The organism is Streptomyces sp. NBC_00289, from assembly GCF_041435115.1.
Taxonomy (GTDB): domain Bacteria; phylum Actinomycetota; class Actinomycetes; order Streptomycetales; family Streptomycetaceae; genus Streptomyces.
The window spans coordinates 986,426-1,010,941 of the sequence record NZ_CP108046.1; the positions used below are offsets into that span (position 1 = coordinate 986,426).

Annotated in this window: 29 protein-coding genes and 2 pseudogenes; 12 read left to right on the forward strand and 19 right to left on the reverse strand. The window is 68.7% G+C overall.

The window, feature by feature from the left end:
- The first annotated feature begins 193 nt into the window (after positions 1–193).
- The 4 genes from OG985_RS05135 (at position 194) to OG985_RS05150 (ending at position 3,560) form a co-directional block, all read left to right on the forward strand.
- Positions 194–1,855 carry a sigma-54-dependent Fis family transcriptional regulator gene (locus tag OG985_RS05135; RefSeq protein WP_371667013.1) on the forward strand — a complete coding sequence of 554 codons (1,662 nt, stop codon included), beginning with the start codon at positions 194–196 and terminating at the stop codon, positions 1,853–1,855.
- 188 nt (positions 1,856–2,043) lie between these two features.
- Positions 2,044–2,385 carry an ArsR/SmtB family transcription factor gene (locus OG985_RS05140; protein WP_371667014.1) on the forward strand — a complete coding sequence of 114 codons (342 nt, stop codon included), beginning with the start codon at positions 2,044–2,046 and terminating at the stop codon, positions 2,383–2,385.
- Between the two features lie 3 nt (positions 2,386–2,388).
- Positions 2,389–2,895, forward strand: coding sequence for an SRPBCC family protein (locus OG985_RS05145; protein ID WP_371667015.1), 507 nt, complete (start codon positions 2,389–2,391; stop codon positions 2,893–2,895).
- Positions 2,895–3,560: a dihydrofolate reductase family protein gene (locus OG985_RS05150; RefSeq protein WP_371667016.1), complete on the forward strand. Its 666-nt coding sequence runs from the start codon at positions 2,895–2,897 to the stop codon at positions 3,558–3,560. Before OG985_RS05145 ends, OG985_RS05150 begins: the two co-directional genes overlap by 1 nt.
- 273 nt (positions 3,561–3,833) lie before the next feature.
- Here the strand turns inward: OG985_RS05150 and OG985_RS05155 are convergent, their stop codons facing one another.
- The 5 genes from OG985_RS05155 to OG985_RS05175 form a co-directional block, all read right to left on the reverse strand.
- Positions 3,834–4,958 carry an SMI1/KNR4 family protein gene (locus OG985_RS05155; protein WP_371667017.1) on the reverse strand — a complete coding sequence of 375 codons (1,125 nt, stop codon included), beginning with the start codon at positions 4,956–4,958 and terminating at the stop codon, positions 3,834–3,836.
- 567 nt (positions 4,959–5,525) lie between these two features.
- The gene (locus tag OG985_RS05160; RefSeq protein ID WP_371674263.1) at positions 5,526–6,185 is read right to left on the reverse strand and encodes an NADPH-dependent F420 reductase; all 660 of its coding nucleotides are present in this window, start codon (positions 6,183–6,185) and stop codon (positions 5,526–5,528) included.
- 81 nt (positions 6,186–6,266) lie between these two features.
- Positions 6,267–7,202, reverse strand: a complete 936-nt coding sequence (locus tag OG985_RS05165) for an SDR family oxidoreductase (protein ID WP_371667018.1) — start codon at positions 7,200–7,202, stop codon at positions 6,267–6,269.
- A 96-nt stretch (positions 7,203–7,298) separates the two neighbouring features.
- Positions 7,299–7,931: an NADPH-dependent F420 reductase gene (locus tag OG985_RS05170; protein WP_371667019.1), complete on the reverse strand. Its 633-nt coding sequence runs from the start codon at positions 7,929–7,931 to the stop codon at positions 7,299–7,301.
- A gap of 268 nt (positions 7,932–8,199) precedes the next feature.
- Entirely contained in the window at positions 8,200–8,949 is a 750-nt protein-coding gene (locus OG985_RS05175; RefSeq protein ID WP_331718606.1) for a transposase family protein, read from the reverse strand.
- 155 nt (positions 8,950–9,104) lie between these two features.
- Here OG985_RS05175 and OG985_RS05180 point away from each other — a divergent pair, with 155 nt between their 5' ends.
- Together OG985_RS05180 and OG985_RS05185 are read left to right on the forward strand one after the other, a co-directional pair.
- A complete protein-coding gene (locus OG985_RS05180; protein WP_371667020.1) occupies positions 9,105–10,016 on the forward strand; it encodes a LysR family transcriptional regulator in 912 nt (303 codons plus the stop codon).
- 110 nt (positions 10,017–10,126) lie between these two features.
- Positions 10,127–10,639 carry a levansucrase gene (locus tag OG985_RS05185; protein ID WP_371667021.1) on the forward strand — a complete coding sequence of 171 codons (513 nt, stop codon included), beginning with the start codon at positions 10,127–10,129 and terminating at the stop codon, positions 10,637–10,639.
- Positions 10,640–10,652: 13 nt separating this feature from the next.
- Here the strand turns inward: OG985_RS05185 and OG985_RS05190 are convergent, their stop codons facing one another.
- The 3 genes from OG985_RS05190 to OG985_RS05200 form a co-directional block, all read right to left on the reverse strand.
- The gene (locus OG985_RS05190) at positions 10,653–11,012 is read right to left on the reverse strand and encodes a VOC family protein (RefSeq protein WP_371667022.1); all 360 of its coding nucleotides are present in this window, start codon (positions 11,010–11,012) and stop codon (positions 10,653–10,655) included.
- A 269-nt stretch (positions 11,013–11,281) separates the two neighbouring features.
- Entirely contained in the window at positions 11,282–11,707 is a 426-nt protein-coding gene (locus OG985_RS05195) for a zinc ribbon domain-containing protein (protein ID WP_371667023.1), read from the reverse strand.
- Positions 11,708–11,745: 38 nt separating this feature from the next.
- Entirely contained in the window at positions 11,746–12,279 is a 534-nt protein-coding gene (locus OG985_RS05200; protein WP_371667024.1) for a 2'-5' RNA ligase family protein, read from the reverse strand.
- A gap of 127 nt (positions 12,280–12,406) precedes the next feature.
- Here OG985_RS05200 and OG985_RS05205 point away from each other — a divergent pair, with 127 nt between their 5' ends.
- Positions 12,407–12,805 (forward strand): DUF4440 domain-containing protein, encoded by a 399-nt coding sequence (locus tag OG985_RS05205; RefSeq protein WP_371667026.1) that lies wholly within the window; start codon positions 12,407–12,409, stop codon positions 12,803–12,805.
- 271 nt (positions 12,806–13,076) lie between these two features.
- Here the strand turns inward: OG985_RS05205 and OG985_RS05210 are convergent.
- Both OG985_RS05210 and OG985_RS05215 read right to left on the reverse strand, forming a co-directional pair.
- A pseudogene (locus OG985_RS05210) lies at positions 13,077–13,598 on the reverse strand (HAD family hydrolase); the annotation flags it as partial.
- 243 nt (positions 13,599–13,841) lie between these two features.
- Complete coding sequence (locus OG985_RS05215; protein ID WP_371667027.1) at positions 13,842–14,021, reverse strand: hypothetical protein; 180 nt, start codon at positions 14,019–14,021, stop codon at positions 13,842–13,844.
- Between OG985_RS05215 and OG985_RS05220 the strand changes: the two genes are divergently transcribed.
- The gene (locus tag OG985_RS05220; RefSeq protein WP_371674719.1) at positions 13,947–14,102 is read left to right on the forward strand and encodes a hypothetical protein; all 156 of its coding nucleotides are present in this window, start codon (positions 13,947–13,949) and stop codon (positions 14,100–14,102) included. The genes OG985_RS05215 and OG985_RS05220 overlap by 75 nt on opposite strands.
- Positions 14,103–14,337: 235 nt before the next feature.
- On the opposite strand, the gene OG985_RS05225 is transcribed toward OG985_RS05220, so the two are convergent.
- From OG985_RS05225 to OG985_RS05240, 4 genes are all read right to left on the reverse strand, one after another.
- The gene (locus tag OG985_RS05225) at positions 14,338–15,027 is read right to left on the reverse strand and encodes a type 1 glutamine amidotransferase domain-containing protein (protein WP_371667028.1); all 690 of its coding nucleotides are present in this window, start codon (positions 15,025–15,027) and stop codon (positions 14,338–14,340) included.
- Positions 15,028–15,118: 91 nt separating this feature from the next.
- Positions 15,119–15,712 carry a TetR/AcrR family transcriptional regulator gene (locus OG985_RS05230; RefSeq protein ID WP_371667029.1) on the reverse strand — a complete coding sequence of 198 codons (594 nt, stop codon included), beginning with the start codon at positions 15,710–15,712 and terminating at the stop codon, positions 15,119–15,121.
- Between the two features lie 728 nt (positions 15,713–16,440).
- A complete protein-coding gene (locus OG985_RS05235; protein WP_371667030.1) occupies positions 16,441–16,869 on the reverse strand; it encodes a hypothetical protein in 429 nt (142 codons plus the stop codon).
- Between the two features lie 243 nt (positions 16,870–17,112).
- Entirely contained in the window at positions 17,113–17,301 is a 189-nt protein-coding gene (locus tag OG985_RS05240; protein ID WP_371667031.1) for a hypothetical protein, read from the reverse strand.
- Between the two features lie 198 nt (positions 17,302–17,499).
- Between OG985_RS05240 and OG985_RS05245 the strand changes: the two are divergent.
- The 3 genes and pseudogenes from OG985_RS05245 to OG985_RS05255 form a co-directional block, all read left to right on the forward strand.
- Positions 17,500–18,042 (forward strand): annotated as a pseudogene (locus OG985_RS05245) (chloride channel protein); the annotation flags it as partial.
- A gap of 70 nt (positions 18,043–18,112) precedes the next feature.
- Positions 18,113–18,796 (forward strand): chloride channel protein, encoded by a 684-nt coding sequence (locus OG985_RS05250; RefSeq protein WP_371667032.1) that lies wholly within the window; start codon positions 18,113–18,115, stop codon positions 18,794–18,796.
- Between the two features lie 14 nt (positions 18,797–18,810).
- Positions 18,811–19,002 carry a hypothetical protein gene (locus tag OG985_RS05255; protein WP_371674720.1) on the forward strand — a complete coding sequence of 64 codons (192 nt, stop codon included), beginning with the start codon at positions 18,811–18,813 and terminating at the stop codon, positions 19,000–19,002.
- Positions 19,003–19,009: 7 nt separating this feature from the next.
- Here the strand turns inward: OG985_RS05255 and OG985_RS05260 are convergent, their stop codons facing one another.
- The 3 genes from OG985_RS05260 to OG985_RS05270 all read right to left on the reverse strand — a co-directional run bounded on the left by OG985_RS05260 (position 19,010) and on the right by OG985_RS05270 (position 21,376).
- A complete protein-coding gene (locus OG985_RS05260) occupies positions 19,010–19,678 on the reverse strand; it encodes a hypothetical protein (RefSeq protein WP_371667034.1) in 669 nt (222 codons plus the stop codon).
- A 388-nt stretch (positions 19,679–20,066) separates the two neighbouring features.
- Positions 20,067–20,285 carry a hypothetical protein gene (locus OG985_RS05265; protein WP_371667035.1) on the reverse strand — a complete coding sequence of 73 codons (219 nt, stop codon included), beginning with the start codon at positions 20,283–20,285 and terminating at the stop codon, positions 20,067–20,069.
- Positions 20,286–20,353: 68 nt separating this feature from the next.
- On the reverse strand, positions 20,354–21,376 hold the full coding sequence (locus OG985_RS05270; protein ID WP_371667036.1) for a hypothetical protein: 1,023 nt from the start codon (positions 21,374–21,376) through the stop codon (positions 20,354–20,356).
- A 75-nt stretch (positions 21,377–21,451) separates the two neighbouring features.
- Between OG985_RS05270 and OG985_RS05275 the strand changes: the two genes are divergently transcribed.
- Positions 21,452–21,883 (forward strand): hypothetical protein, encoded by a 432-nt coding sequence (locus tag OG985_RS05275; protein ID WP_371667037.1) that lies wholly within the window; start codon positions 21,452–21,454, stop codon positions 21,881–21,883.
- Positions 21,884–22,249: 366 nt separating this feature from the next.
- On the opposite strand, the gene OG985_RS05280 is transcribed toward OG985_RS05275, so the two are convergent.
- Together OG985_RS05280 and OG985_RS05285 are read right to left on the reverse strand one after the other, a co-directional pair.
- Entirely contained in the window at positions 22,250–23,725 is a 1,476-nt protein-coding gene (locus OG985_RS05280; RefSeq protein WP_371667038.1) for a sensor histidine kinase, read from the reverse strand.
- On the reverse strand, positions 23,712–24,392 hold the full coding sequence (locus OG985_RS05285; protein ID WP_327187359.1) for a response regulator transcription factor: 681 nt from the start codon (positions 24,390–24,392) through the stop codon (positions 23,712–23,714). The genes OG985_RS05280 and OG985_RS05285 overlap by 14 nt, the downstream gene beginning before the upstream one ends.
- Positions 24,393–24,516: the final 124 nt, after the last annotated feature.

The following is a 24,516-nucleotide window of genomic DNA, read 5'->3' on the forward strand; positions in this document are numbered from 1 at the left end:
GGCGTCACGTCGTCGAGGTGGTCCAATCACCGAACCGATGGATTGTGACGTGCGTAGTACGGGAGGGTTAATGCCCCGCCAACCACCCGGAAGCTCACTGAGAGCAGCCAGAGAGCTCTACCTGGAAGTCACCAAGGATCCAAGCGCCCGTCCGCTTGTGGTGGCTTCATGGCATCGCTCGCTGGAATACGAGGTGCAGCCGAGCAGCCTCGACGCTCCGTACCAGGACAACCCCGATCTGGACAGCCACCTGGCGAGGGCGGCGCTGCCGATCCTGGACCGGCTGCGAGAGCAGCTCGCCGACGACCCCGTCTCCACGATGATCACAGACCGCAACGGCGTGGTCCTCTCCCGGAAGGTCTCTCACGAGGGATTGACGACGAACCTCAACCGCGTGCACCTGGCCCCGGGCCACGTGTTCGCCGAGCGCTACGTGGGCACCAACGGCATAGGGACCGCGCTGGCCAGCGGCCGCCCGGTCATGATCGCCGGAACGGAGCACTACGTCGAGGCGCTGCGGGACTTCCGCTGCGCGGCCGTACCGATCCTGCATCCCACCCGGCGCACCTTGCTGGGAGCCTTCAACCTCACCACCATCCGTGAAGGCTCCGACGGCATGCTGATGGCCTTCGCCCGCTCGGTCGCGGCCCAGATCGAGGCCGAAATCGCGGCGATCACCTCCCGGCGCGAGCGGGCTCTGTTCCAGGACTACTTGGAAGCGTGCTCGTCGACGCGCCCGGGACCCGTGCTGGCCCTCAACCGCGATGTCGTCATGATGAACGAGCAGCTCAGTGCCGCCGTGACCGGGCCGGACAACTACGCGTTGCTCGACCACGCCCGTGAGCTCGCCGGCCACTCCCGGGTGGAGGGGACCCGCAGCATCGCCCTGCCCTCCGGACGGGTCGCCGAACTTCGGATCAGACGCTGCCGGCGCGAGGGCAGCGACGCAGGCGCCGTCTTCCGGGTCCGGCTGATCGGGCGGCCCCAGCCCACCCCTGCGGTTTCCGCCGCGCTGGCCCACTCCGACCTGAGACTGGTGGGCTCGTCCCCACACTGGCTGCGCGCGGTCGCCGACAGCGAAACCGCGTTCGTCACCGGGACATGGCTCCATCTCCTGGGCGAAGCCGGCGTCGGCAAGAGGACGCTGGCCAAGGCTCTGCACCGGGCCCATGGCGCCGGACGTCGGCTGGAGATGACGGAAGCGCCGCTGTCCGGCTCACCGGCCGTCACCGAGCGCTGGCTGCACGACGTCGGAGAGCTGCTTGTCATCCCGTCCACCGTGCTCGTCGTCAGCGACGTCCACCTGCTGGGCGACCGGCTGCGGCAGCGGCTGACGAGCCTGCTGGTGCAGCTGGACGGCAACGCGACCGGGCAACTGGTCATGACCAGCCAGCCGTCGATGGTCAGCGCCGACGACCAGCTCGACCAGCTCTGTGGTGCCTCGGTCGAGGTTCCTCCCCTGCGTCACCGCTATGGGGACATCGAGCACCTGGCACGGTTCTTCCTGCGCAAGTACCGGCCGAGCGGCGAGAGCAGGTTCTCCCCGGATGCGCTGACCATGCTGCAGCGCTGCCCCTGGCCGGAGAACGTCAGGCAGCTGGAGTCGGTGATACGGGGCTTGGCGCGGCGGCCTTCGGGCCAGGTGATCCACGTGGAGGACCTGCCGCCGGAAAGCCGGGTGTCGTCGAGCAAGGTCCTCACCACCATCGAGGCATTGGAACGCGACGCCATTCTGCGTGGGCTGATGGCCCGCGACTCCAATGTCCAGCGGACCGCGCAGGACCTCGGGATCTCCCGCGCCACGATGTACCGCAAGATGCGTCGCTACGGGATCGTCCCGTCGAGCCTGACGTGACGGGCTGTTCCGGCACGCTGTCCTCACAGAGCTCCGGGCAGGCCTTGCACCCGCTACGGCAGGCAGCGCTCCCGGGAAGACCCACTCGCCCGTACGCCAGGCTCACCTCACCGACCTCATCGGTGGATCAGGGCTGAAGGTGATTCCTCCGGCTTGACGTATGCCGATATCGGCATACGATGGTGGTCATGGCACGAGCAGCGACGACGTCGGACGTCTTCAACGCGATCGCCGAGCCGCAGCGTCGGGAGATCCTGTTGCTGCTGCGGGCGGGTGAGCGGCCGGTCACCGAGTTGGCCCAGGAGCTGGGGATGACCCAGCCGGGGGCGTCCAAACACCTGCGGGTGCTCCGGGAGGTCGGGCTGGTGCGGGACCGCAAGGCAGGCAAGCAGCGCCTGTACGGCCTTGACGCCCGCGGGCTGCGACCGGTCCACGAGTGGACCGGCGGGTTCGAGCGGTTCTGGAACCAGAGCTTCGACCGGCTGGACGCGTACGTGCAGGACCTCAGGCAGGCACAGCAGGAGGAGTGACCGATGGCAGCGACAGGACGGGACGCGCCGGCGCAGTCAGCGACGGCCGACCGCGAAATCGTGATCACCCGGGTCATCAATGCCCCACGGGAGCTGGTGTTCGAGGCGTTCACCGAGATCCGGCACCTGTCGCAGTGGTGGGGCCCGGAGGGGTTCACCACCACCACACGGTTCTTCGAGTTCCGCGTCGGCGGGGAGTGGGACTTCGTGATGCACGGACCGGACGGGACGGACTACCAGGAGTGGATCTCCTGGACCGAGATCGCCCCGCCGGAGCGGATCGCACTGCTGCACGGCGAGTCCCGCGGCGACCCGAACGCCTTCGAGTCGGCCTTGACGTTCGCGCCCGACGGCGCGGCGACCCGGATCGAGATGCGCACACTGTTCCCCACCAAGGAACTGCGCGACGAGGCGGTCGACAAGTACCACGCGATCGAGGGCGGCCGGCAGACCCTGAGCAGCCTGGCTGCCTACGTCACCGACCTCGCGCGGAAGGGGGCGCAGGGCTGATGGCCGGGAAGGTGTTCTTCAGCGTGACGATGTCGCTGGACGGCTTCATCGCGCCCGAGCCGCCGCCCGTTGACGACTTCCTCGCGCCCGACAAGCAGGACGACCCGGACGTTCAGCGCTGGATGGCGCAGTGGACGGAGCTGCAGCAGTGGCTGTTCCCGCTGCGGTTCCTCCGGGAGAACCTGAAGCTGGGCGAGGGCGGCGAGGAGGGCCACGACAACGACGTCGCTCGGGAGACGTTCGAACGCACCGGCGCGAGCGTCATGGGCAAGCGCATGTTCGACCTCGGCGAGCAGTCATGGCCGGAGGAGGCGCCCTTCCACACCCCGGTCTTCGTCGTCACGCACACCAAGCGTGACCCGTGGGAGCGGCCCGGCGGCACCACGTTCCACTTCGTCAACGACGGCATCGAGCACGCCCTCGACCAGGCCCGCGCCGCCGCCGGCGACCGCGACGTCCGCATCGCCGGCGGCGGCGCGACGATCCTGGAGCACCTGAACGCCGGCCTGGTCGACGAGTTCTCGATCACGCTGTCACCGGTGCTTTTCGGCGCCGGCACCCGCCTGTTCGACGGCGTGGACGCGTCCAGGGTCGCGCTGGAGCCGGTCCGTTCGGAGCCGTCGCCGCGGGTGACGCACCTGACCTACGCCGTACACCCACGGTAGCCGCGCCACCACTCCCCCCCAGCGACCCGAGCACCCACGGCGCACGCGCTTGAATCAGCGGGCCACCACGGCCAACTGCGCGTAGCCCCTTGTCGCCGCCAGGCCGGCATCACGGAAGCCCGCCGTGGAGCGGCAGCCACAGGGTGGGTTGTGCCGGTGACTCCTCGCCCGCCTGGGAACGGGGTCTTTCGCCATGTCGGGTTGCGTTGCGACGGACCAGCCCGGCCCATGAAGTCGGCTACCTACCTCGAACTGGACCGATGAGGCGGCGAACTACTGGTCACCAGCGGCCGGTTCTGGGTCGTAGGGCTCGAATTCGATGTAGTCGAGGGGGTCCTCGTCGCGGCGTCCGAGCGGGGGTAGGCCCTCGGTCGCGAACCGACCGCGCAGCCACTCCAGCAGGGTTGTGGTGAGGTCGGTGTGGAGCGGTGGACCTTGATCGGCATGGCGCGGTAGAACGATCAATGGCCAGTCGTCCGGCGTGGCACCTTCGGTCAGCCAGCACAGTTGGTCGCCGTCGATGGAGTCGGCGAAGGGCAGGAATCCCCCGGGCTCGGGATACACGGCCAGCGGATGATACTCAGGGAACTCGGCTCGCTGCCCCTGGTAGGTCTCCGCGTACCACTCGGCCCACGGTGCGAGCGCGTACCGATCCTCACCGAAGGGGGTGTTGAAGCGCAGCCAGCCGCACCAGGAGCCGGCCCCGTAACGCTCCATCAGTCGTACGTACTCGCCGGGCAGACGAGTGCCCAGCTGTTCATACAGCCAGTCCCAGTTGTGCTTACCGAGCATGGGTATCTCCGGCGGCGGGACGAGCCTGATCAAAGTCTCCAGCCCGCTGCCTGTGGTGAGCGCCGCCCGCTGGTGAGCGGTTGGTTCCGGCCGCCGGGGCGGCGGTGTCCATGAGGTGTTCTCCAAGTCGGATTGCATACCACTTCGGGCCGCCACCGGGTGCATGCCGTCGGCCACGAGCTGGGCCAGCGTCGGCACGAGCGGGGTCGCGAAGCGCCGCCAGGGGTCGCGGCCCGCGTTCTCGTCGTCCTGACAGTGCATGACGACCGGCCACTGGTCGGGGTCGTCGGATGCCGTGGTGTCCCAGTAGAGGGTGTCGGCGGTACGAGTGGCGCCGAAGGGAAGGACGCCGGGGGCGTTACGCCGAGTCTGCTGGACCCAGGCTCCGTAGTCGAACCAACCACGGTTGACGCAGGGGACGTGAAGCCAGAGCCGGGCGCCGATGTCGAGTGGGCCGTACGCGGCAGCGATGGCCTTGTAGTCGGCGGGAAGGCTCGTCCCCAACCAGGACTCGACTGCCGCCCAGTCGACAGGTACGGCGAAGTCGGCCGGCGGATCGCCGAAGATCGCGGCGAAGGCGTTGACGTGCGGGTCTGAAGCATTCACGGGTCTGTAGACCTTTACCGGGAGCGAACGGATGTTGACCGAGAGGGCGGGGAAGCAGTGAGCACCCTCCAACCTCCCTCAAGGACAGTGTTGTTGGGCTGACAAATGCGGTAAAGCCCCTGGTAGATGGGTTTTCGACCAAGAGAACCGTCTCCACCAGTGGCTTCGCATGCTTGTCTACCCGCCGGGTGTCGACGTGTCCAGTTCTGCCCTGCGCTTATGTCACCGAGGCTGTCGAACTCCTGGCCGGCCTCGCGCCCACCCTGACCGAACGCGATGCGGACCGCGTCGACGAAGGCGCTCGTGATCCGCGCGCCGGGGCCGGCCGGGCCCCCGTGACCATCCGGCAAGCCTCCATGCTGCTGAAGCCCTGGTGCATGAGCCGGAAGTATTCCTCCCGCTCACGGACCAGGGCTCCACGGCCTGGCGCCTGCCCGCGGTCCTCCCGCATCTTGAAGGCCATCGCGCCCCCTGAGCTGGGGTGTTGCGACGACCACTAGAACGCAAGGCCTACCGGACGGGGCCATAGCACGGCCGGTCTATACCGCTGCCCGCGCCGACTTGCCGTTACCGCGTTGCGGCGGCCAGTGCCGCGCGGATGGCGTCCTCGTCGACCGGCCGGCCCTTCTCGTTCGAGTACGGCCCGTACGGTGTCCCCCACACCGGCGTGTCCGTCGCCTGCCGCCAGCTGTCGGCCAGCGGTCCCGCGTCCACCACGCCGTACCCGATGGATTCGATGAATTCGGTCACCGCCGCCTTCGCCGGCGCGGAGTCCCCGGCGATCGGCAGGTAGGAGCGGTCGGCCGCCCCCGTTGGGCGGGCGAGTGACAACAGGTGCTTGAAGAAGATGTTGTTGAACGCTTTCACGAGCATGGCGTCCGGGATGTACCGCAGCAGCAGTTCGCTCGAGGTGAGCGACCTGCTGTCGAACTCGGGGATGTGCCCGTCTCGCTCGGGGCCGTAGTTGCATGTGTCGATGACCGTCTTCCCGGCCAGTGGCGCGGCGGGCAAGTGGGGGAAGGCCTTGACCGGCACCGTGACCACGACGATGTCACCGGCCGCCGCGGCCTCCCCGCTCGTCGCCGCGGACGCCCGCGGCCCCAGTTCCGCGGCCGTGTCCGCGAGCGTTTCGGGACCGCGCGAGTTGCTGAGCACGACCTGGTGCCCAGCCCCGATGGCGAGCCGCGCGATGGTACTGCCGATGTATCCGCTTCCGATGAATCCCACAGTCGTCATATTCTCAGCGTCCCTCCGGAAGAGCCGAACCCTTGCCATGTGCCGGACTCGTTGCGATTCGGGTCCCTGCCGTCAACTGGCGGGGAAGTAACGGCCGTTGTCCAAATCGGCGAGCAGGCCGGGCTGAGCGGGTTCCCAGCCAAGGGTCCGGCGGGTGATGAGGTTGGATGCCGGGTAGCTCTGCGTGACGATGTTCGCGAGGAAACCGAAGTATCCCGGCACCATCAGTACGTCCGCGGGAATGCTCACGGCGGGCAGGCCCAGACGGCTGGCAATGGCCTCGGCGATCTCGCGAAACGGGATGCCCCCGTCCCCGACCGCGTGCCAGTACTTGCCGGCCGGCCCCTTCTCCAGCGCCAAGCGGAACAAGGAGGCGACATCGCGGACGTGCACGGCGTTCCACAGGTTCGCGCCGTCGCCGGGATAGCCGACGAAGCCCTTCTCCTGCGAGAGCGCGATCAGCGTGGGGAGGAAGCCGGCACGATCGGTCGTGCTGTGCGCGATGTTGGCAAATCGCACGACCGAAGACCGCACTCCCCGCTCGGCGAGGCCGATTACGGCGGTTTCCACGACGTTGCGAACCCGCAGGGTGCCCTTGTACTCATCGCCGCCGGGAAGGGCCGGGTCCTCCTCGGTGGCCGGCCGGCCCAGGTTCCCGGGCGAGCCTATGCTCCCCGCCGCGACCAGTGGCTTTCCAGTTCCCGCGAGTGCCTCGCCGTACGCGAGCACGATCGGGAGCTCTGCGGCGGCCACGGCGTCGAGCCCGCCGGAGGGAAGCAGGTCTTGCCTGTGGGCAAGGTGGATGACGCCGTCGGAGTCCGCGGCCGCCTCCTTGAGCCCGTCGAGATCCTGAAGGTCGCCGCGACGCGCCTTCGCGCCGAGCGCCGACACCGCCGCCGCGGCTGTGTCCGACCGGGCCAGGCCGGTGACTTCGTGCCCGGCGGCGATGAGCTCGGGGATGATGTACGAACCGGAATGGCCGGTCCCGCCAGCGACGAAAACGCGCATTTCACTGTCCTTGTGAGGTAGGTGGAGGGGCTGTTCTTCTCGTGCCGTGGATCGACTGGCGTGATGTGGCGCGAGAAGTGGTGGTGGCGGGTGCGCTCAGCCGAGAACGGTGATGCCGAGGGAGAAGTTGGCGTGCTTGACGGAATGGGTCATGAGGCCCAGCTCGAGCAGGCCGACGTTCTCCAGTGCCCGCGCCATCGGGAGATCCCCGGTGTCCATCGGGCGCAGCCCCAGGCTCTCGATGAACGCCGACACGCGCGCCTTCGCCTGCGCGTCGTCGCCGGCGATGAACACGTCCAACGGGCGACCCTCGGCTGGGCCGGCCGCCAGAACATGGGAGAACACGGTGTTGAACGCCTTGACGACATGCGCGCCGGCGGGGGCGGCCTTGGCGATCTCCTGTGCGCCGGAACTGCCGTCGGGGGTGACAAAGCCCTGGAGATCGGGGGCGACGGGGTTGGTGACGTCGATGATGACCTTGCCCTGTAGTGCGTCCCCGTACTCGCTCACCACCGCCGCCGCACCGGCGTACGGCATGGCGAGGACAACGATGTCCCCGGCCGGGGCGGCGCCGGCCGTCCCGACAGTGGCGCCGCCGAGCGCGGCGGCCAGTTCCTTGGCCTTGGCCGGGTTACGGCCGATGATCTCGACGGTGTTGCCGCCGGCGAGCGCCCGTTGGGCCAGGGCGCCGGCCATGTTTCCCAGGCCGATAATGCTGATGCTGCTCATTGGTGTTCCTGCTTTCTGGAGCTGGACAGGACGCCATGACCACCCCGTCGTTGTCAGCGGTTGTGTCGTCGACGCCGTCGAATGACGCGATGGGTGGTGCTCAATTCCTGATGGGCTCATTCTGGGCCTGGCCCCTGATATCAAGCTCCGATGTCGAATTCATGGCCCGAATTCGCTTCGGTGCCCCATCAGTTACCTATTCAGGTTGCCATTGGCCTGAGCGGGTGTCCAAGACCTCTTTTAGTCGTGGTGATACCCTGAGCCTTTTTCACGTGTAGATCATGAGGGTGAGGATCGCGGCAGCTACTGACGTGAGTCTGTTCGGACTGACGCGGGCATGCCGGAAGATCCGCCACTGCTTGATCCGGGAGATGGTTCGCTCGACGGGAGCACGCAGTGCGGCGTGGACCTTGTTCGACGTCTTGTGCTTGTCGGGCAGTTCAGTTCCGGGCCGTCGTTTGATCGGGGTGATCACAGTGCCGCCGGCCCCGACGTACCCTTTGTCCGCGAGGATCTCGAGGTCCAGTCGCGCGCAGGTGTCGACGATGGCGTGCTCGCGGGCGGCCGTCACATCGTGGGTGCCGCCCGGAAGGGCGGGTGACATCCACAGCAGTTTGCCCTCTTCTGCCGCAATGACCTGCAGATTCACGCCCTCGCGGCGGACCTTGCCGGAGAAGTGCCCCGGCGCCTGGACCCGGTCGGTCTCCGCGACGGTGCCATCCAGCAGCACGTAGCCGTCCGTGTGATGACTGGTGAGCGCCTCGGTCAACGACGGCGCGTGCTCCGCAAGTTGCCCGATCGTGTGGTTCACGTAGCGCCAGGCGGTGGCCGTGCTGATGCCGAAGCCTGCGGCGATCTGTTCGAGGGTGTCGTGCTTGCGCAGGTAGACCAGGGTGCACCGGGCCCGGTCGTACGGACGCAGTCTGCAGCGCCGGCCGGCTTCACAGGACGCGATCACCATCGTGACCAGCTCCAGGAGCTCCGGATCGACATCGCATCCGGCAGGATAGGAGAACACGGGGCATCTCCGCAGGTGAAGGTTATGCCTGGCGACTCTCCAAACCAACGGGATGCCCCGTTCGGCACGCCACCGTCAACACTTCACCGACGCTCACCCGCAGGCCGTACAAGTGAAAAAGGCTCCCTGAAGGCATCACAGGACTGGGGAGCGCCATGGATATGGACCTGCGCAAACTCCGCTACTTCGCCGCCGTGGCCGACCAGTTGCACTTCGGACGCGCCGCCGATGAACTGCATATCGCGCAGCCGGTGCTCAGCCGGCAGATCCGCGCGCTCGAGCAGGATCTCGGCGCCCCGCTGTTCACCAGGGATCGCCACGGCGTGGCGCTGACCGACGCGGGCCGACAACTGATGGCCGACGCCGGTCCGCTGCTCGCCTCCGCGCACGCGGTCCGCCGCCGGGTGTCCGCGGCCGCCCACGGCAGCCGGCGGCTGGTGGTCGGATTCCGGGCCGGCATCCCGGTCACCCCGGCGGCGCAGGCGTTCGAGGCCCGACACCCGGACGTGGTCGTGGACGTGCAGCGGATCGAAGGGGACGACCAGGCCCCGATGCTGCTCGACGGCCGCATCGACGTCGGCTATGTGCGGCTGCCCATCGACGAGGCCGGCCTGCGCGTCACCCCGCTGTACACCGAGCCGCGGGTGGCGGTGCTGCCCGCCGGACACCGGTTGGCCGGCAAGGAGGAGGTCACCGAGGCCGACCTGGCCGGCGAACCACTGGTCTGGCATGCCGACCCGAGCACGCAGCCCACCAGGCGCCCGCACCCCAACGCCGGGTATGTGGTGCGCGGGGTGGACGAGACGCTCGAGCATGTCGCGGCCGGCCGGGGCATCTCGTTCCTGGCCCGTTCGGCGTCCGTGTTCTACTCACATCCAGACGTCGTCTATGTGCCCATCCCGGACCTGGCGCCCGACCAGGTGTGCCTCGCAGTGGCGGCATCGCGCACCTCGCCAGTGGTCGATGACTTCTTCACCGCGGCTCAGGCGACGGCCGAGATCACGGCAGAATGCGGGAACTATGAAATGTGGCACCTCATAAGCGATGCCGATTCACAGCACGGTTGAGCAGTCCGACAGACAACAACACCGCCAACAGGGCACACGCGAGCTCGAGGAGGCCTGACTCTCCTCACCCCCACGGCTCAGTACGCCGCCCGGGTGCTTAAGATCCGCGCATGAACGCACAGCAGCAACAGCAGTCGGCGCCCGGCGCTTATCTGGCCTTCGTGGAGGGCCGGTTGGCCGAGGACGGATGCGCCACGCGGTGGGAGGACTGGGCCGGAGTTCCCGTGCTCGTCGGGCGGCGGGCCGAGTTCCGGATGCGCTGGATGGCGACGAAACTGCACCTGTTCACCGTGGCCGCGGCGGTGCCGGAGATAACCGTGCCCGTCGTCTCCGCCTTCACCGACCAGGTCATGAAATACGCCAAGGACACCAAGGGCGGACTGCCCGTCGGCCTGCAAAACGGCGTCGGCGCCTTCCCGCTGCTGGTCAGCGACCGGGTCGACCCGGCGGCCGTGCAGTGGGCGGAGGCGCAGCAGCGGGTCAAGTTCGCCTGCATGACGCGGCCCGTCGTGGTCGACAGTTCACGTCAGTACGTGGGGATGTACCGCGGCAAGCCGGCCCTCGGCCGCGTCTACGCCTCGTACTTCATCGAGAAGGGGACGCGGTACTTCTACAGTCAGTGAGTCGTCGGCGCGGTCAGGCCCGGTGGCCCAGCACATTCACCACCCGCCCGTTCGGATCGCGGACGAAGAACCGTCGTACGCCCCACTCCTCGTCCCGCAGGTCCCGCAGGACCTCCGCGCCCGATGCGAGCACCTGCGCGTACACGGTTTCGACGTCCTCGACCTCCACGCTCAGGTCGGGGACGACGGGCGCCGTGCGTTCCTCCGTGAGGAAGCTGATCTGGGCGGTGGGGTTGGCCGGGGAGGCGAGGGTCATGACCCAGCCCAGGTTCATGACCTCCTCGAAGCCGAGCAGGCCGTAGAAGTCACGGTTGGACGACATGTCCTGCTCGGAGCCGACCTGGATGTCGGGGACGATCCTGCGGATGGTCATGGGCGGTGCCTCCTGGTGGCTCACGGGTGGCGGGACGGCGGGCCCGAGTTCGACACAAACCGCGGTTCGTCTCAAACCGCGCACCGGCGCTCGTGGCGAACCGCGGTACGGCGCTCGCCACGTCCAGGGACGGGGGCGAGCACGAACGCCTCGTCGACATCGGCCGGCTCCCTTCAGTCTGTCGTCAACTTGACCCGGCCCTGAAGGGCTGGGCTTGGAGGTAGAACCCAGATGGCTGCTGGGGTGGACTCCTCCGTCCAGACACCCCGTTATGGGGTGGCAGGGACGCGTGACTCACGCCCCGCATTCCACACGCTCTCGCCACGGGTGGCGATGTTGTGGGAAGCATTCCGGTCGGCGTGGGCAACGACCCCGCACCCCCGGCAGATGAAAAGTCCCTGGCCGACACGGTTGCGCTTGTCGATGTGCCGGCATTCGCAGCACATCTGCGACGTGTAGGCGGGATCGACGTAGATGAGCGGCACACCGGCTCGCTTGGCCTTGTAGACGTAGCAGCCACCCACACTCCGAACGGAGACCGTGCCGCTGTCACCGGCCACCGGTGCAGCAGCAGAGACCCTGTGCGAGTCCCAGGCACGGGCCTGGGCCCCGCAAGCCCTGGACGCTTCCAGCTGCGGGCACTGTGACAGGAGCTGCGATGCAGCCGCCCACCGCCGCGACAACGCGGGTGCCACTTCACGGTGCGCTGACCGGTCGGGGCCGACGGTTCGTCTCAGGAATGGGGCTCAAGCACTTCCAGGGCGCCGGTTTCGGTGTCGTAGCTGCGCAAGGTCGTGAGCCGGACCGACAGCGGCGGCGCCGGCAGCAGCTCGGCGACCCGCCGGCCGGCGAAGGCACCGGCCCGCCTGGTCCGGCCGAGGGTGACGTGCGGGCTCCAGCGTCCGGGTTCGTGGAAGGGGTTGAGGGTGGCGGGCGGGCTGTCCGAGGCAATCGCCTCCCACACCCGGCGGTGCAGGCCCGCCAGTGCGGAGTCGCAGTCCAACGCCCAGGCCAGCACCGAGGTGGGCCGTTCGAAGCGGACCACGCCGGTGAACCGCACCGGCAGCGGGAGAGCGGCGGCCACCTCGGCGAGCTCCCAGCGAATCGGGGCGGTCAACTCCCCGCAGGCGGCCAACGTGAGGTGCGGGCTGTTGGTCGGTGAACGGTGGCGCGCCTGACTGGGCAGCCCCGCATCCGCCAGCCGCCGCCATGCCTCCCGGACGGCCACATCCGCCGCCTCATCCAGCAAAAGCTCGACCGTACGCACCGTCGCAGCCTACCGGCGATCACCTGAGGTCCCTCACCGTTCGCCCTCTCCGACCACGCCGGGCTGCCGCTGTAGTCAGTGCTGGGGCCGACGGTGTCGGGCACGCCTTCGCTGTTACTGTCACGCCATGTCCAAGACCGAGATAGATGTGGTGACGGCCGACTTCTTCGACGCCTTCGACAACCGGGGCGGCAAGGTCGCCGACGTGGCCCGGATCCGCCGACTCGTTCTTCCGGGTGGCGTCATCGTCAAGGCCGGCCCGGCGTTCACGATCTACACCGTGGACGAGTTCATCGAGCCCCGCCAGCGACTGCTGTCCGACGGACGACTGGTCGAGTTCTCCGAGTGGGAGACCGCCGAGCGGACGGAGATCGCGGGCGATATCGCGTCACGGTTCGGCGAATACCGCAAGTCCGGGATCTTGAACGGTGAGCCGTTCGAGGGGGGCGGGACAAAGACCATTCAGTTCGTCCGCACCTCTGAGGGCTGGCGGATCGCAGCGTTCGCCTGGTACGACCAGCCCTGACGACCGGTCTGCTGCGGCTTGTTGGCCACGGCAACAGACGAACCTCCGCAACGGCACCCAGGTTTCGTCTCTGATTGACTGTCAGGTCAATCGACGACTGCTGGAGAGGGTTCGAGCAGGGACAGTACGTCGGCCAGTGAGGGTATGGACGATCCGGCCAGTTGTCCTCACGTGCGTGGGCGTCGTTGTCGGCCCAGTCAGCGGCCTGAAGCATGAACGCCTGCATGCCGCAGTTGGATGCCCCGGTGAGTTCGTCTCCGCCGCCGTCGCCGATGTAGAGGCAGTTTTGCGGGTCGGCGTCGAGGCGGCGTGCGATCAGGCGGAAAAGCTCCGGATCGGGCTTGCGCCGACCCTCTTCGCAGGAGAGCACGCGTGCGTCGACCAGCGTGGCCAACGACAGCTGCGACCAGGTCTCAGCCAGTTCCGCCGTGCAGTCGCTGAGCACTCCCAGCCGCAGTCCCCGGGCGCGCAGCTCCGTCAGGGTCGAGACGGCGTCGGCCCGCAGTCCGAACAGTTCTCGTTGTGCTGCCATCCGTGCGGTGCAGGCGGAGACGAGGGCCTCCTCGCTCGGATCAGCGCCGGCGCGGTGGGCGAGGATGCGAAATGTCGCAGCCAGATCGCCCAGGCTGCCGGTCGCCCGCTCGGGGAACGAGACGTCCAGGACCGCGCGCCACGTACGGGCCGGTATGCCGAGGGGAGCCGCGCTTCGGGCGGCATGGTCGTCCCACACGTTCGTCGGTGTACTGGGGGTGAGGGTCCCGAAGAAGTCGAAGACGACAGCGGTGATGGCCATGACCAGGACCCTAGCCTCACGGTGTCCGCGACCGCGAGGAACAGGCGCGGCTTGCAACGGGGTCAGTCCCGGAGAACACCGATGCGCCGCAGCCACGACTCGACTTCGGCATCGGCTTTCTGGACTCCCTCGCCGTGCACCGCGAGCCCTTCCCCGATGGTCGCGCTCGGGCAGACGCTCGAAGCGCCGCTTCCACTGAGTGGCGCCAGGGGATGTCGCTGCGCGTCGCGTAAATGGAGGTCATCAGCGCCATGCGCGGCCGGACGCCGTCGCGGGCTTGCGGGATGTTTCGCACGCCGCCGTGGTCGACGTGCGCACGGGCATCCGGGGGGAGTCGCTGCCGGATCCGTGCGTGAGGACGATGGCATCGGCTCCGTGGACCGCGCTCCGCAGGGAGGCGGGATCCTCGAGGTCGCCCTTCACCAGTTCGACGCCGTCGAGCAGTTCTTCTCCTCGCCGTACGTCGGGCGGCCGCGACGAGACGATGGGGGCGGCGCACGATGAAGTATGCGAGCGTGCGGCGGAAGCGCGACGCGTGCAGGTGCTTGACGGGGTCTGGGGGGATTGCGGTGCCCCCATCGGCCGAGGGGATGTGGAGTTCACCCAGTCCTGGAGCCGCTGCAGCTCACGACTGGTCTTCTGCCTGCTCTGCCCAGCCGCGAGCTCGGCCCGGGCCGACGTGGAGGGTCGGCCCGGGCCCGGGACGCTCACTGCCGGGCAGGCATCACAACGTGGGCAGTTACGCGGCGCTCTTGGCGAGAAGTTCAACGAGCGCGTCGGCCGCCGGGCCCGAGGAGGCCGGGTTCTGTCCGGTGATCAGCAGGCCGTCCTGGACGACGTAGGGCGCCCAGTCGTCGCCCTTGGAGTAGATGCCGCCCAGGCGCTTCAGCTCGTCCTCGACGAGGAAGGGGACGATCTCGGTGAGCGCGACCCCCTCTTCCTCGGAGTTGGCGAAGCCGGTGACCTTCTTGCCCTGCACCAGCGGCGTACCGTCCTCGTTGACCGTGTGGCGCAGGACGCCAGGGGCGTGGCAGACCACCGCGAGCGGCTTGCCCGCGCGCAGGGTCGCCTCGATCAGCCGCGCGGACTGCGCGTCCTCGGCCAGGTCCCACAGCGGGCCGTGGCCGCCGGGGTAGAAGACCGTGTCGAAGTCCTCGGCCGAGACCGAGTCCAGGCGCACGGTGTCCGCCAGGGCCGCCGTGGCCTCCGCGTCGGACTCGAACCGGCGGGTCAGGTCGGTCTGGAAGTCGGGCTCGTTGCTCTTCGGGTCCAGCGGCGGGCGGCCGCCCTTGGGGGAGGCGAGCACGATCTCCCAGCCGGCCTCCTTGAAGCGGTAGTAGGGCGCGGCCAGTTCCTCCAGCCAGAAGCCGGTCTTGAGGCCGGTGGTGCCGAGTTCGTCGTGCGAGGTGAGAACGACAAGAACCTTCATGTGTGCCTTCTTCTGGTTGAGTAGACCGGTCGTCTACAGGTGGGCGAACGAAGCCCAGCGTTCTGGTCTTCCGAGAAATGCGGGTCAGTGACTACAGGTGCAGGATTTGACGGGTCATCGCCGTGGTGGTGTCGAGCGGCGCGGGACTGCGCTGGATCTTCGCCATGACGCTGGCGCCGAGCCACATGCCGTAGAGGGCCTGCGCGGTGCTGCGCGGATCACTGTCAATGGCGATCGACCCGTCTATGAGGCCGTCGGCGATCGTCCGCTCAAGGCGTTCGACGATCGCATCCGTCCCCGCCTTGAGAGCCAGACGCATCGGCTCGGAAAGGTCGGAGACCTCGGCGCCGAGCTTGACGGCGAGGCACTTGCCCTGGCAGTCGTCGAGGCTCTGTGTCTCCCGCCACTGCCCCCAGTAGGCCGTGAGCCGCTCGGCGGCCGACTGGCCGGACCGCGCGAAGACGCGATCCATGTCGGCGACGTACTCGTCGAAGTAGCGCCGCAGCAGTGCCTCTCCGAAGGCGTCCTTCGAGACGAAGTAGTGGTAGAAGGAGCCCTTCGGGACGCCGACCTCCGCGAGCACCTCATTGATGCCGACCGCGGAGTAGCCCTTGTGAGCCATGATCCGCTGGGCGGCGTCAAGGATGTCCCCACGAGTATCGGCGGTGCGTGCGGTGGCTGGCATACCGCCAACCGTAGCGCACGATTAGACCGGTCGTCTAGCGATCAGTCACTTCCGGACCTATCCACCGGCAGGCGGCGCACGGAAGGACAGCCCCGCCCGGCCGGCACATCGAGGTGACTCGGCGGTGTCGGCTCATGCGGGGGCGTGTGTCCGCTGCCGCGAAGATGCCCACGCCGGCTTGGAAGCCGACGCTTGCGTAACCTCCGGAGCGATGAAAGCCCCCACCCCGGCGGTGCTGGGTGAGGGCCTTCGTACCGGAAGGAAGGACTATGCGGCCGTCTGCGCGATCTTCTCGGGGCGACCGGCCCGCTCCTGCGAGCGATCAGACTGGGCTCGGTACATCGCAGAGGTGATCTACTTGAGCTTTGGGTGCTCCGTATGCGAAGTGGCGCAGGACATGGCTGATCGCGGACTCCCACTCCCCCTGCCCGATGCGAACATCGCATGGACACCCACGGTCGCGAGTCAGACCCGTCTACGGGAAACGTGTTCCGAATCAGGTCCCATGGGACGCCGCGGAGATGGCCGCCCCCTACGACAGTCCGCTATCCGCGACGGGTCGCCGGCCTTGTACTGCTCGCCGTAGGCGGGAGCGGCCTTTTTGCCCGGTCTACGAGACCGAAGGCTCGGGCCCCGGCCGAAGCCAGACCCCATAACCTTGGACCGCCTTGCCGTGAACGAGCATGGAACGGCGGGCGCCCGAAGACCCCCGGTGAGCTCGCCGGCTACTACCAGGCGGCTTTGATGTTGAGCAAGGCAGTTGTGCCGACCTTGCGGTCGCAGGCCCAGGCCTTGACGTTCGCCTTGTCGTGGAAGCTCCAGCTGTCGGTGCCGTTGACCACCGCGACCTTGTTGGTCACGTGATGCCAGGCGCCGTTCGTCCACTCGTCGTACGACAGTGCCAGGACTGCCTCGACACCGTCACCAGCCTGCTGGTCCTGGGCCGATGCGTTCTGGAACGATCCGTCGTAGAGGGTACGTCCGTCTGCGGTGCCCACCGAGTGGTACTCGTAGGTGCCGCCGATCTTGGACTTGCCGCTGGTAGAAGTCGCCGAGAAGCCCATGGTGGTCGCGCTCGCGGAGCTGGCGACTCCAAGAACGACAGTTGCTGCCAGAGACGCAGCACCGACGAACATACGCTTGACGGACATGCTCATGAAGAACCCCTTTGAGGCGAAAAGATCTTGCATCCAGTCGTTGTGACAGATGGAAAGCTAGCTGGAAGAGCTGCTCCCGCTCGTCCAACCAGGAGATGAACTGCCCCTGCAACCAGGGCAGTTGCAGGCCTACCACCAGGGGTGTAGTGGTGATGGAAAGCCGGATGGAGTGATCGCTGTGGAGCCCGCGATCAGACGATGTTGGCGCACCGCACGTTGATGTCCCGTGCCCGTCGTGCCTCCTTACGCCTGCATTCCTTCAGGCAGCGTCTGGCAGAGGGGGTGTACTTCGTCTGCCGCGATGTCCGAGCGCACCTGCACTGCCGGGCCGAGGAGGTGTTCTACGTCCTGGACGGCGAAGTCGACCTCCTCGCCTGCCACCCGGCCGCCCCAGGCGCCACCGGCGACCGGCGTGCCTGGGTGGGCGGCCATCCGGAGGGGTTTTGGGACGTTGCAGCGGGGCTCGGGGCGATATCGCCTGACCTGGTGAGTAATGTCGCGCTGCCACTTGCCGCGTCGCCTCGCAGCAGACTCAACACCATCAGGAGAAGAGCCATCGCCGAGCAGAAGCCCGGAAAGGCTGGGACCACTCCGGGAGACCAGCCCCAAGAGGCCGACCAGTTGAGGAACATGCTGCGTCGGCCCGAGTACCGGCGGGCGTTGGTGTTCTGCGGCCTGATCGGGATCCCGGTGTCGTTGGTCGCATTCTGGTTTCTCGTCCTGCTCCAGGCGCTGGAGAACCTGATCTGGGTGGACTGGCCCCACGATCTCGGGTGGACGGATCCGCCGTGGTGGTGGCCCTTTCCCCTGGCTTTGGTGTCGGGTGTCGTCGTCGCCCTGGTCGTCCTGCGGTTTCCCGGCCGGGGAGGACACATTCCGGCAGCGGGTCTGCACTCCGGAGGGGCGTCGAAAGCAGCGGTTCCCGGTGTGGTCCTCGCCGCTGTGGCCAGCCTGCCGCTGGGAGCCGTGCTCGGACCCGAGGCTCCGCTGATCGCCCTCGGCGGTGGCCTGGCCCTGGTGTTTCGAGATCTCGTACGCGCTCCCGCGACCGAGGCGAGCACGGCGCTGCTCGGTGCCGCCGGCGCCGCCGCGGCCATCTCCGCGATCTTCGGCAATCCATTGGTGGCGGCCGTGCTGCTCATGGAGGTGGCCGGGGTGGGCGGACCGCAGCTGTTCGCGGTGATGCTGCCTGCCCTGCTGTCCAGCGGAATCGGCGCCATCGTGTTCACGGGCTTCGACCGGGTTGAAGACCGGGAGCCTCAACATCGGCCTGCCCACGCCTCCGCCCCTCGACGTCGGGGACGTGCTGTGGTCGGCGCGGATGGCGCTCGCCATCGGGGCGGCAGTCCACTGGGTCATGGTGGGCGGACGGATCGCGGCGCGGTTCGTGTCCGCACATCCGTTTCGCAACACGGTGCTCTGCGCACTCGCCGCCGCGGGCTGCGCGGCTCTCTACGCGGTCATCACCGGCCGTTCGCCGTCCGAGGTCTCCCTGTCCGGCCAGGCCGCCCTGACGCAACTCGCCGAAAACCCCCACGCCTGGTCGGTCGGCGCTCTGGTGGCTGTCCTCGCGTTCAAGGGCGTCGCGTACTCGCTCTGCCTGGGAAGCCTTCGCGGCGGTCCGACCTTTCCCTCTCTGTTCCTGGGCGGGGCGGTGGGGGTCCTGCTGTCACCCCTGCCGGGACTCGGCGTCGTAGCGGGCATGGCGGCGGGTATGGCGGCCGCGTGCGCCGCCGCGCTGCGGCTGCCCGTCAGTACAGTGGTGCTGGTCGTCCTCATGGTGGGCAACGGGGAAACGGTGCCCGTGATCGTGCTGGCTGTCGTGGTGTCGTTCGTGACCACCGAGTTGTTGCCACAGGGGCCGGGGATTCCCGCGTTCAGTCCGAGGGCCGGTCGAGCGCGTCGTCCAGCGTCGTCGCGCCCATGATGAGGGAGCGATGGGTGAATGCCGTGAGCCCCCGGTTGCCGGCCGCTGGAAGCCGACCTGGTGGAGCGCCTCCCAGGTCCCCTCGGGAGCTCGATCGCGAGGAGGGAAAGGTCGCCGCCTTCGTGGTCGAGCAGGAACTCGAGGCCCAAGCGATCCGCACCAAAACCGACTTCGAGGACCGGAAGGGCAGGATCCTCGACTTCTGAGCACCGGTCAGGACGCGTCGGCAGATCCCGGCCTTGCGCGAAAACTGGCCACGAGAATGTGCAAGCTGACGACAAGAGCCCACAGCGGGAAGACCAACTCGGACCAGTCGACGCTGCCCGACAGGAGAAGCAGCGTCAGAGCGACGAGACAGCCGAGAAGGGCAAGCCAGCGCGGAAGGACTCCGAGCCGATGCCCGATGGTGGAGGTCGAGAAGGCGAACACCGCGGCCATGCGCATCGCGTAGGTCGTCAGGAGGCTGTAGGTGACGTGACGGCCGAACGACAACCCTTGCGGGTTGGAGCCGGCCCCGGGCACCTCGGCCGTGACAAGCAGGCCACCGGCCGCAGCCGCGGCGCCGAAAAGAGTCGCCACGAACAGCAGACCGCTGCCCAGGAAGACCATGGCGAAGAACTGGTCCTCGGCCTCTCCGATGCGTGCGCGCACTGCGCCCATGAACCACAGGAAGAAGATGCCCGCGAAGGGAACGAGGTTGAGCGCCGTCTGCACGGTGCGCCGACGCGAGGGATCGGTGACCCAGCTGTTGCCCGCGTTGCCGGGCTCGTCCGGTACGGCCACTCGGATCAGAACGATGGTCGCCGCGAGCAGGAGGGCGAAGACGATCCCCACCAGTCCTGCGGCTCGTGGAGTGCGCAGTGCCTGAAGCTTCCTTTCCATGGGCGGCTTTCGCTTCCTCTCCCAGCCGATGTGTCCCCGTCAGGTGACACTCTCTCCCCCGTCCGGAGGCGGTGGCGTGGCCGAGCTCCGAGGGCGCGGGTTCCGCCCGCTGCGTCATGGGTCGGACGGGGCGCCGCAGCCTCGCGCGGACGCCCGGCGGGCGGCTGAAACCAGCAAGCGCCGGTACACGTCGATGTGCCACTCGGGCTGTCCATGCGGGTGACGCGCGCGGACACGCCGGCTCCCGGCGACGACTGAAACGCGCTCCGCTCCAGGACGACTTCCCTGGTGCCCGGCCTCGCGTCCTTCCTGCTCCGACGGGGAGCTGGCGCAGGCGACCGCGACCGGCGATCAAGGTGATCCGCGAACAGGATCCGCCGGTCGCTGCCTAGCCGTGGGTGGGCGGTCCGCCCGGCGGCCCCCAGTGCTCCGGTCCTCCCCCGCGCCAGTCGATCCACGGCACCTGCACCACCTCCGCCAGGTCGATCTCCAGCCCGGCCCGGCGGAGGAACTCCGCGACATCGCGCAGTCCGCACGCCAGACCGAGGCTCTCGCCGTTCACACGCACCCGTCGGCCACCCGTCTGTGTCGGCGCATGCACGACCACGCGTATCGCTCCGGACAAGCCCTCGGGATCATCCGGGCCGTAAGGGGCCGCGCTGCCGGAGGGTGCCATCAGGAGACGCGCAGGAGTGTAGTGGCGGGGCGGATCGCGTCCGGTCCGAACTTGGCGCGGATGCGGTCGCTGACCTCTTCGGCGACCAGGCGGGTTTCGCGGGCCTGGTCGAGGCTGACCTGTTCGGCGATCTGGCCGGCCGGCACGAGGTCTTCGCCTTTCAGGGTGATCTGGGTGATCCGGCCGCGCTGCAGTCCCGCCGCGTCGATCAGCCGGTACGCCATCGCCCGTAGATCGTCGTCGTGCGCGGAGGCTTCCGCAAGGCGCCGGGTCTTCTCCCATGTGGTGCCGCCGGCGAAGCGCAGCGTCAGGGTCAGACCGCGGGCCACCTGATCCCGGCGGCGCAGCCGAAGAGCGAGGGTGACGACCACATCGAGGAGGGCCGCGCGCACTGCGGCGCCGTCCAGGGTGTGCCGGGAAAAACTCCGGTGGACGCTCGCGGTGGCGGGCAGGGTGCACGGGACGACGGGGCGCGGGTCGATACCGCGGGCCCGGTCGGCTGCCCGCCGCCCGGCCCGGCCCCCCAGCAGGCGCTGGACGGTGACGGCCGGGATTGAGGCGAGCACGCCGATGCAGTGCACGCCGTAGTCGTGCAGCGCGCGGGCCTGCCGTGGCCCGATGCCGTGCATGGCCTCCACCGGAAGCGGCCCGAGGAAGTCCGCGACCTGCCCGGGTGCGATCGCGAGGACGCCGCCCGGTCCGGTGATCTGGGCGGAGGCGGTGGCCGCGACGGTGATGGACGGGCCGACCCCGACCCGCACGTCGACGCCCAGCCTCGAGATCGTTCGCACCCGCAGCACCTCCCCCAGCCGACTCGCGTCCACGCCGTGATAGCGCAGCGCACCCTTGAGCTCCGCCAGGGCCGCTGTCGGCGGCAGCGCCTGGACGACCGCTGCCAGCTCCGCCATCTGCTCCAGAACCTGCCGGTAGGCGTCCTCCGGCAGGCGGTCCGGGCAGCGCACATGCATCACGCTCGCCACCTGCCGTGCTTCAGTTCCTGTATTCACTGCGCCCACCTCCATCACCCCACGCTATCGAACATATATTCGAACACGCGAGTTCGTGAGCGCAGAGCCGCCGTGAATCCAGAATCGGAAGTGTTCGACGACCTGCCGCCTGGCATGGCGCGACTGCTCACCCTCCGGGTGTGGCACACCCTGTGGCTGCAGCGCATCGACACCGAGATCGCCGCCATCCAGCAGCGGGAAGCCGAACAGGAACACGGTCGCACCAACCGGCCCGCGGAGCCGGACTGGATCGTGGAACTCGGCATCGGCGCCGGACGCCCGCCCGTCGAAGTCCACGTCCGCGGCTGCTACGCGGCGGGCAGGGACGACGCCCCGTCCCGCGCGAGGAAGCACGCCGGCTTCTCACCTCGGGCGCACGCGCCTGCGGCCGCCACCAGCCGGACAAGGCCCTGGAGATCCCGCACAGCAGGCAGGCGCCGGGTGGTCACCCGGCTGCGGCCGAAGGCGCCGAGCATGACCGAGCGACTGGCCGAGGACATCGTCGATGGCTTGGACGAGTAGACCGTCACCGTTCCGGGGACCGAAGCAGCCGCGCTGATCGTCGCGAGCCTCGCCGCCTCGCTGACCGCCGTCCTCGACCAGCGCAAACCGCTGGCCGGACGGATCGAGTGTCGTCGCCACCATCGTCGAGGCCGACGAAGCCGGGGCCGGCGATCGCGGCGAGGCCGGCCGCGCGGAGTCGGCCGACCAGGTCGTCGTGGCGGCAGGTGGTGAGCTCCGAGCCGCGCGCGGGTCGGGCGGTGGAGGTCCGCGGCAGCCGGCCTCGCCAGGTGGCGGGTGAAGTGAATGATCGTTTCTGCGGCAGTGGCGGTGGGCGTGGTCATCTGGTGGTCCTCCGGTTCCGAAGGGCTGCCGCGGTGAAGCGCGTCATTCCTCGACCGGAGTGGGGGCTCGGGGAAGGCGTAGCTGGAAGCATGCTCCGAGGGGCCGGGGGGTGAGGGTGAGGGTGAGGGTGCCTCGGTGACGGTGGGCCAGGTCGCGGGCGATGGCGAGGCCCAGGCCGGTGCCGCCGTGGTCGCGGGAGCGGGCGTCGTCGAGCCGGACGAAGCGTTCGAAGATGCGCTCGGCGTCCTCGGTGGGCACGCCCGGTCCGTCGTCGTGCACCGTGAGGACGACCCAGGCGTCCTGGTTTCGGATGGTGATCTGGATGCGGTGTGCGGCGTGGCGGGCGGCGTTGTCGATGAGGTTGCGCAGCAGCCGTTCGTATTCGTCTGGGTTGCCGTGTGCGTGTGCGGGGGCGGTGCTGTCGCAGGTGAGGGTCAACGGCCGTTCGAGCAGGGGGTATTGCTCGGTCAGCCGGGAGGCGAGGGCTGTCAGATCGACGGTGTCGGGGCCGGCTACGGGGGTGCGGGTGTCGAGGCGGGCGAGGAGCAGCAGGTCTTCGGCGAGGGCGTGGAGGCGGCGGGTCTGTCGGGCGGCGGTGGTGGCCGCGGCGGGCCAGTCGGTGCGTTCCGGGTAGGCGAGCGCGACTTCCAGGCTGGCCAGCAGTGTGGTGAGGGGGCTGCGTAGTTCGTGGGCGGCGTCCGCGACGAAGCGGCGTTGCTGGGCGGCGGCGTCGTCCAGGCGTTGCAGGGTGCTGTTGATGGTGGTGGCCAGGGCGGTGATCTCGTGTCCCGTGGCGGGGACGGTGACGCGTTCGCGGGGGTCGCTCGCGGTGACCGAGGCGGTGAGGACGCGGATGGCTTCGACCGGCCGCAGCGCGATTCGGACGGCGAAGTAGGCGGCGGCGGCGATCAGTACGAGGCTCACGAGCCCGGCCCGCAGCAGCAGGAGGTCGGTGGTCTCGGTGATTGCCTCGGCTGTGTGCGGGAGCACCACCACATATACCCGCAGGTTGGCGTCGGCGGTGACGCCCAGAGCAGCGGCTTTGTCATCGCCCAGAACATCGGCCGGGATATTGGCCGTGATGACCTGATTGGTCCCGCCGGCCACAGAGGATTTGTCATGGGGGTCGTAGTCGGGGTTCGCAGGCAGGCGAACGGTAGTAATGAGCTCGGCCCTCAAGGCTTTCGGCGGGGCGGGCATCACGTGGTGGGTGCCGGGAGCGAAGTCGTCCATGCCTCCGCCGTAGGCGACAGCGGTGCGCCGACCGGTCGCGACGACCTCGTACGGCACAGTGCTTATGGAGTCAGGAATGACACCCTGTTGCAACTTGTCGCAGAGAGACCAGAGTTGTTCCTTGGCTTGGTCTTCGGCGATCTGCGTGCTCTGGCGGTAGACGTCGTGGTGCAGCCACCAGCCGATGCCGACCAGGATGACGGCGGCGGCCGAGGCAGCGGCCAGGGCCGCGCGGGCCCGTACCGAACGCGGCCACCAACGGCGCCGCGGCTCAGTCGCGTTCACGGTCGTCCACCAGCCGGTAACCGGTACCCCGTACGGTCTGCAGGGACCGTCGGCCGAACGCGGAGTCCACCTTCTTGCGCAGTGCGCTGACGCGTGCCTCCACCAGGTTGGGATCCAGGGCTTCCTCGGGCCACGCGTGATAGAGCAGATCCGATTTGGAGACCGCCTGACCCGCCCGGCGGGCCAGCAGCTCCAGCACGGCGAACTCCCTGGGCGTGAGTTCCACCCGGGCCCCGGCCCGGCGGCAGACCCGGCCGGCGACATCCAACGAGAGGTCGCCCACAGCAAGGACGGGCGGGGCGACCGTGGCGGCCCGTCTGACCAGCGCTCGCAGCCGTGCGACGAGCACCACGTAGGAGAAGGGTTTGGCCAGGTAGTCGTCGGCCCCCGTGTCCAGGGCCTCTGCCTGATCCCACTCCCCGTCCTTGGCGGTGAGTACCAGGATGGGGGTCGCGTTGCCCTCCCGGCGCAACTGGGCGCAGACCTTGTAGCCGTTGAGTCCGGGCAGCATCAAGTCCAGTACGACAAGGGCGTATTCGCCGGTCCGGGCCATCCACAGTCCCTGCCGGCCGTCATGGGCGAGGTCGACGCTGTAGCCCTCGGCGGTCAGACCGGTGTGCAGGGTGTGGGCAAGGTCCACCTCGTCTTCGACCACCAGAATGCGCATGTGGTGCAGCCTCGCACAGCGTTGGCCCCCCTTCCTGATCGGCCGGTCAGGTTGGGTCAGCATCCGGTCAACGAGGTCCGGGCACGCTGGCGCAGTGTCTTCGCCACTGCTGAAAGGCCCTGCT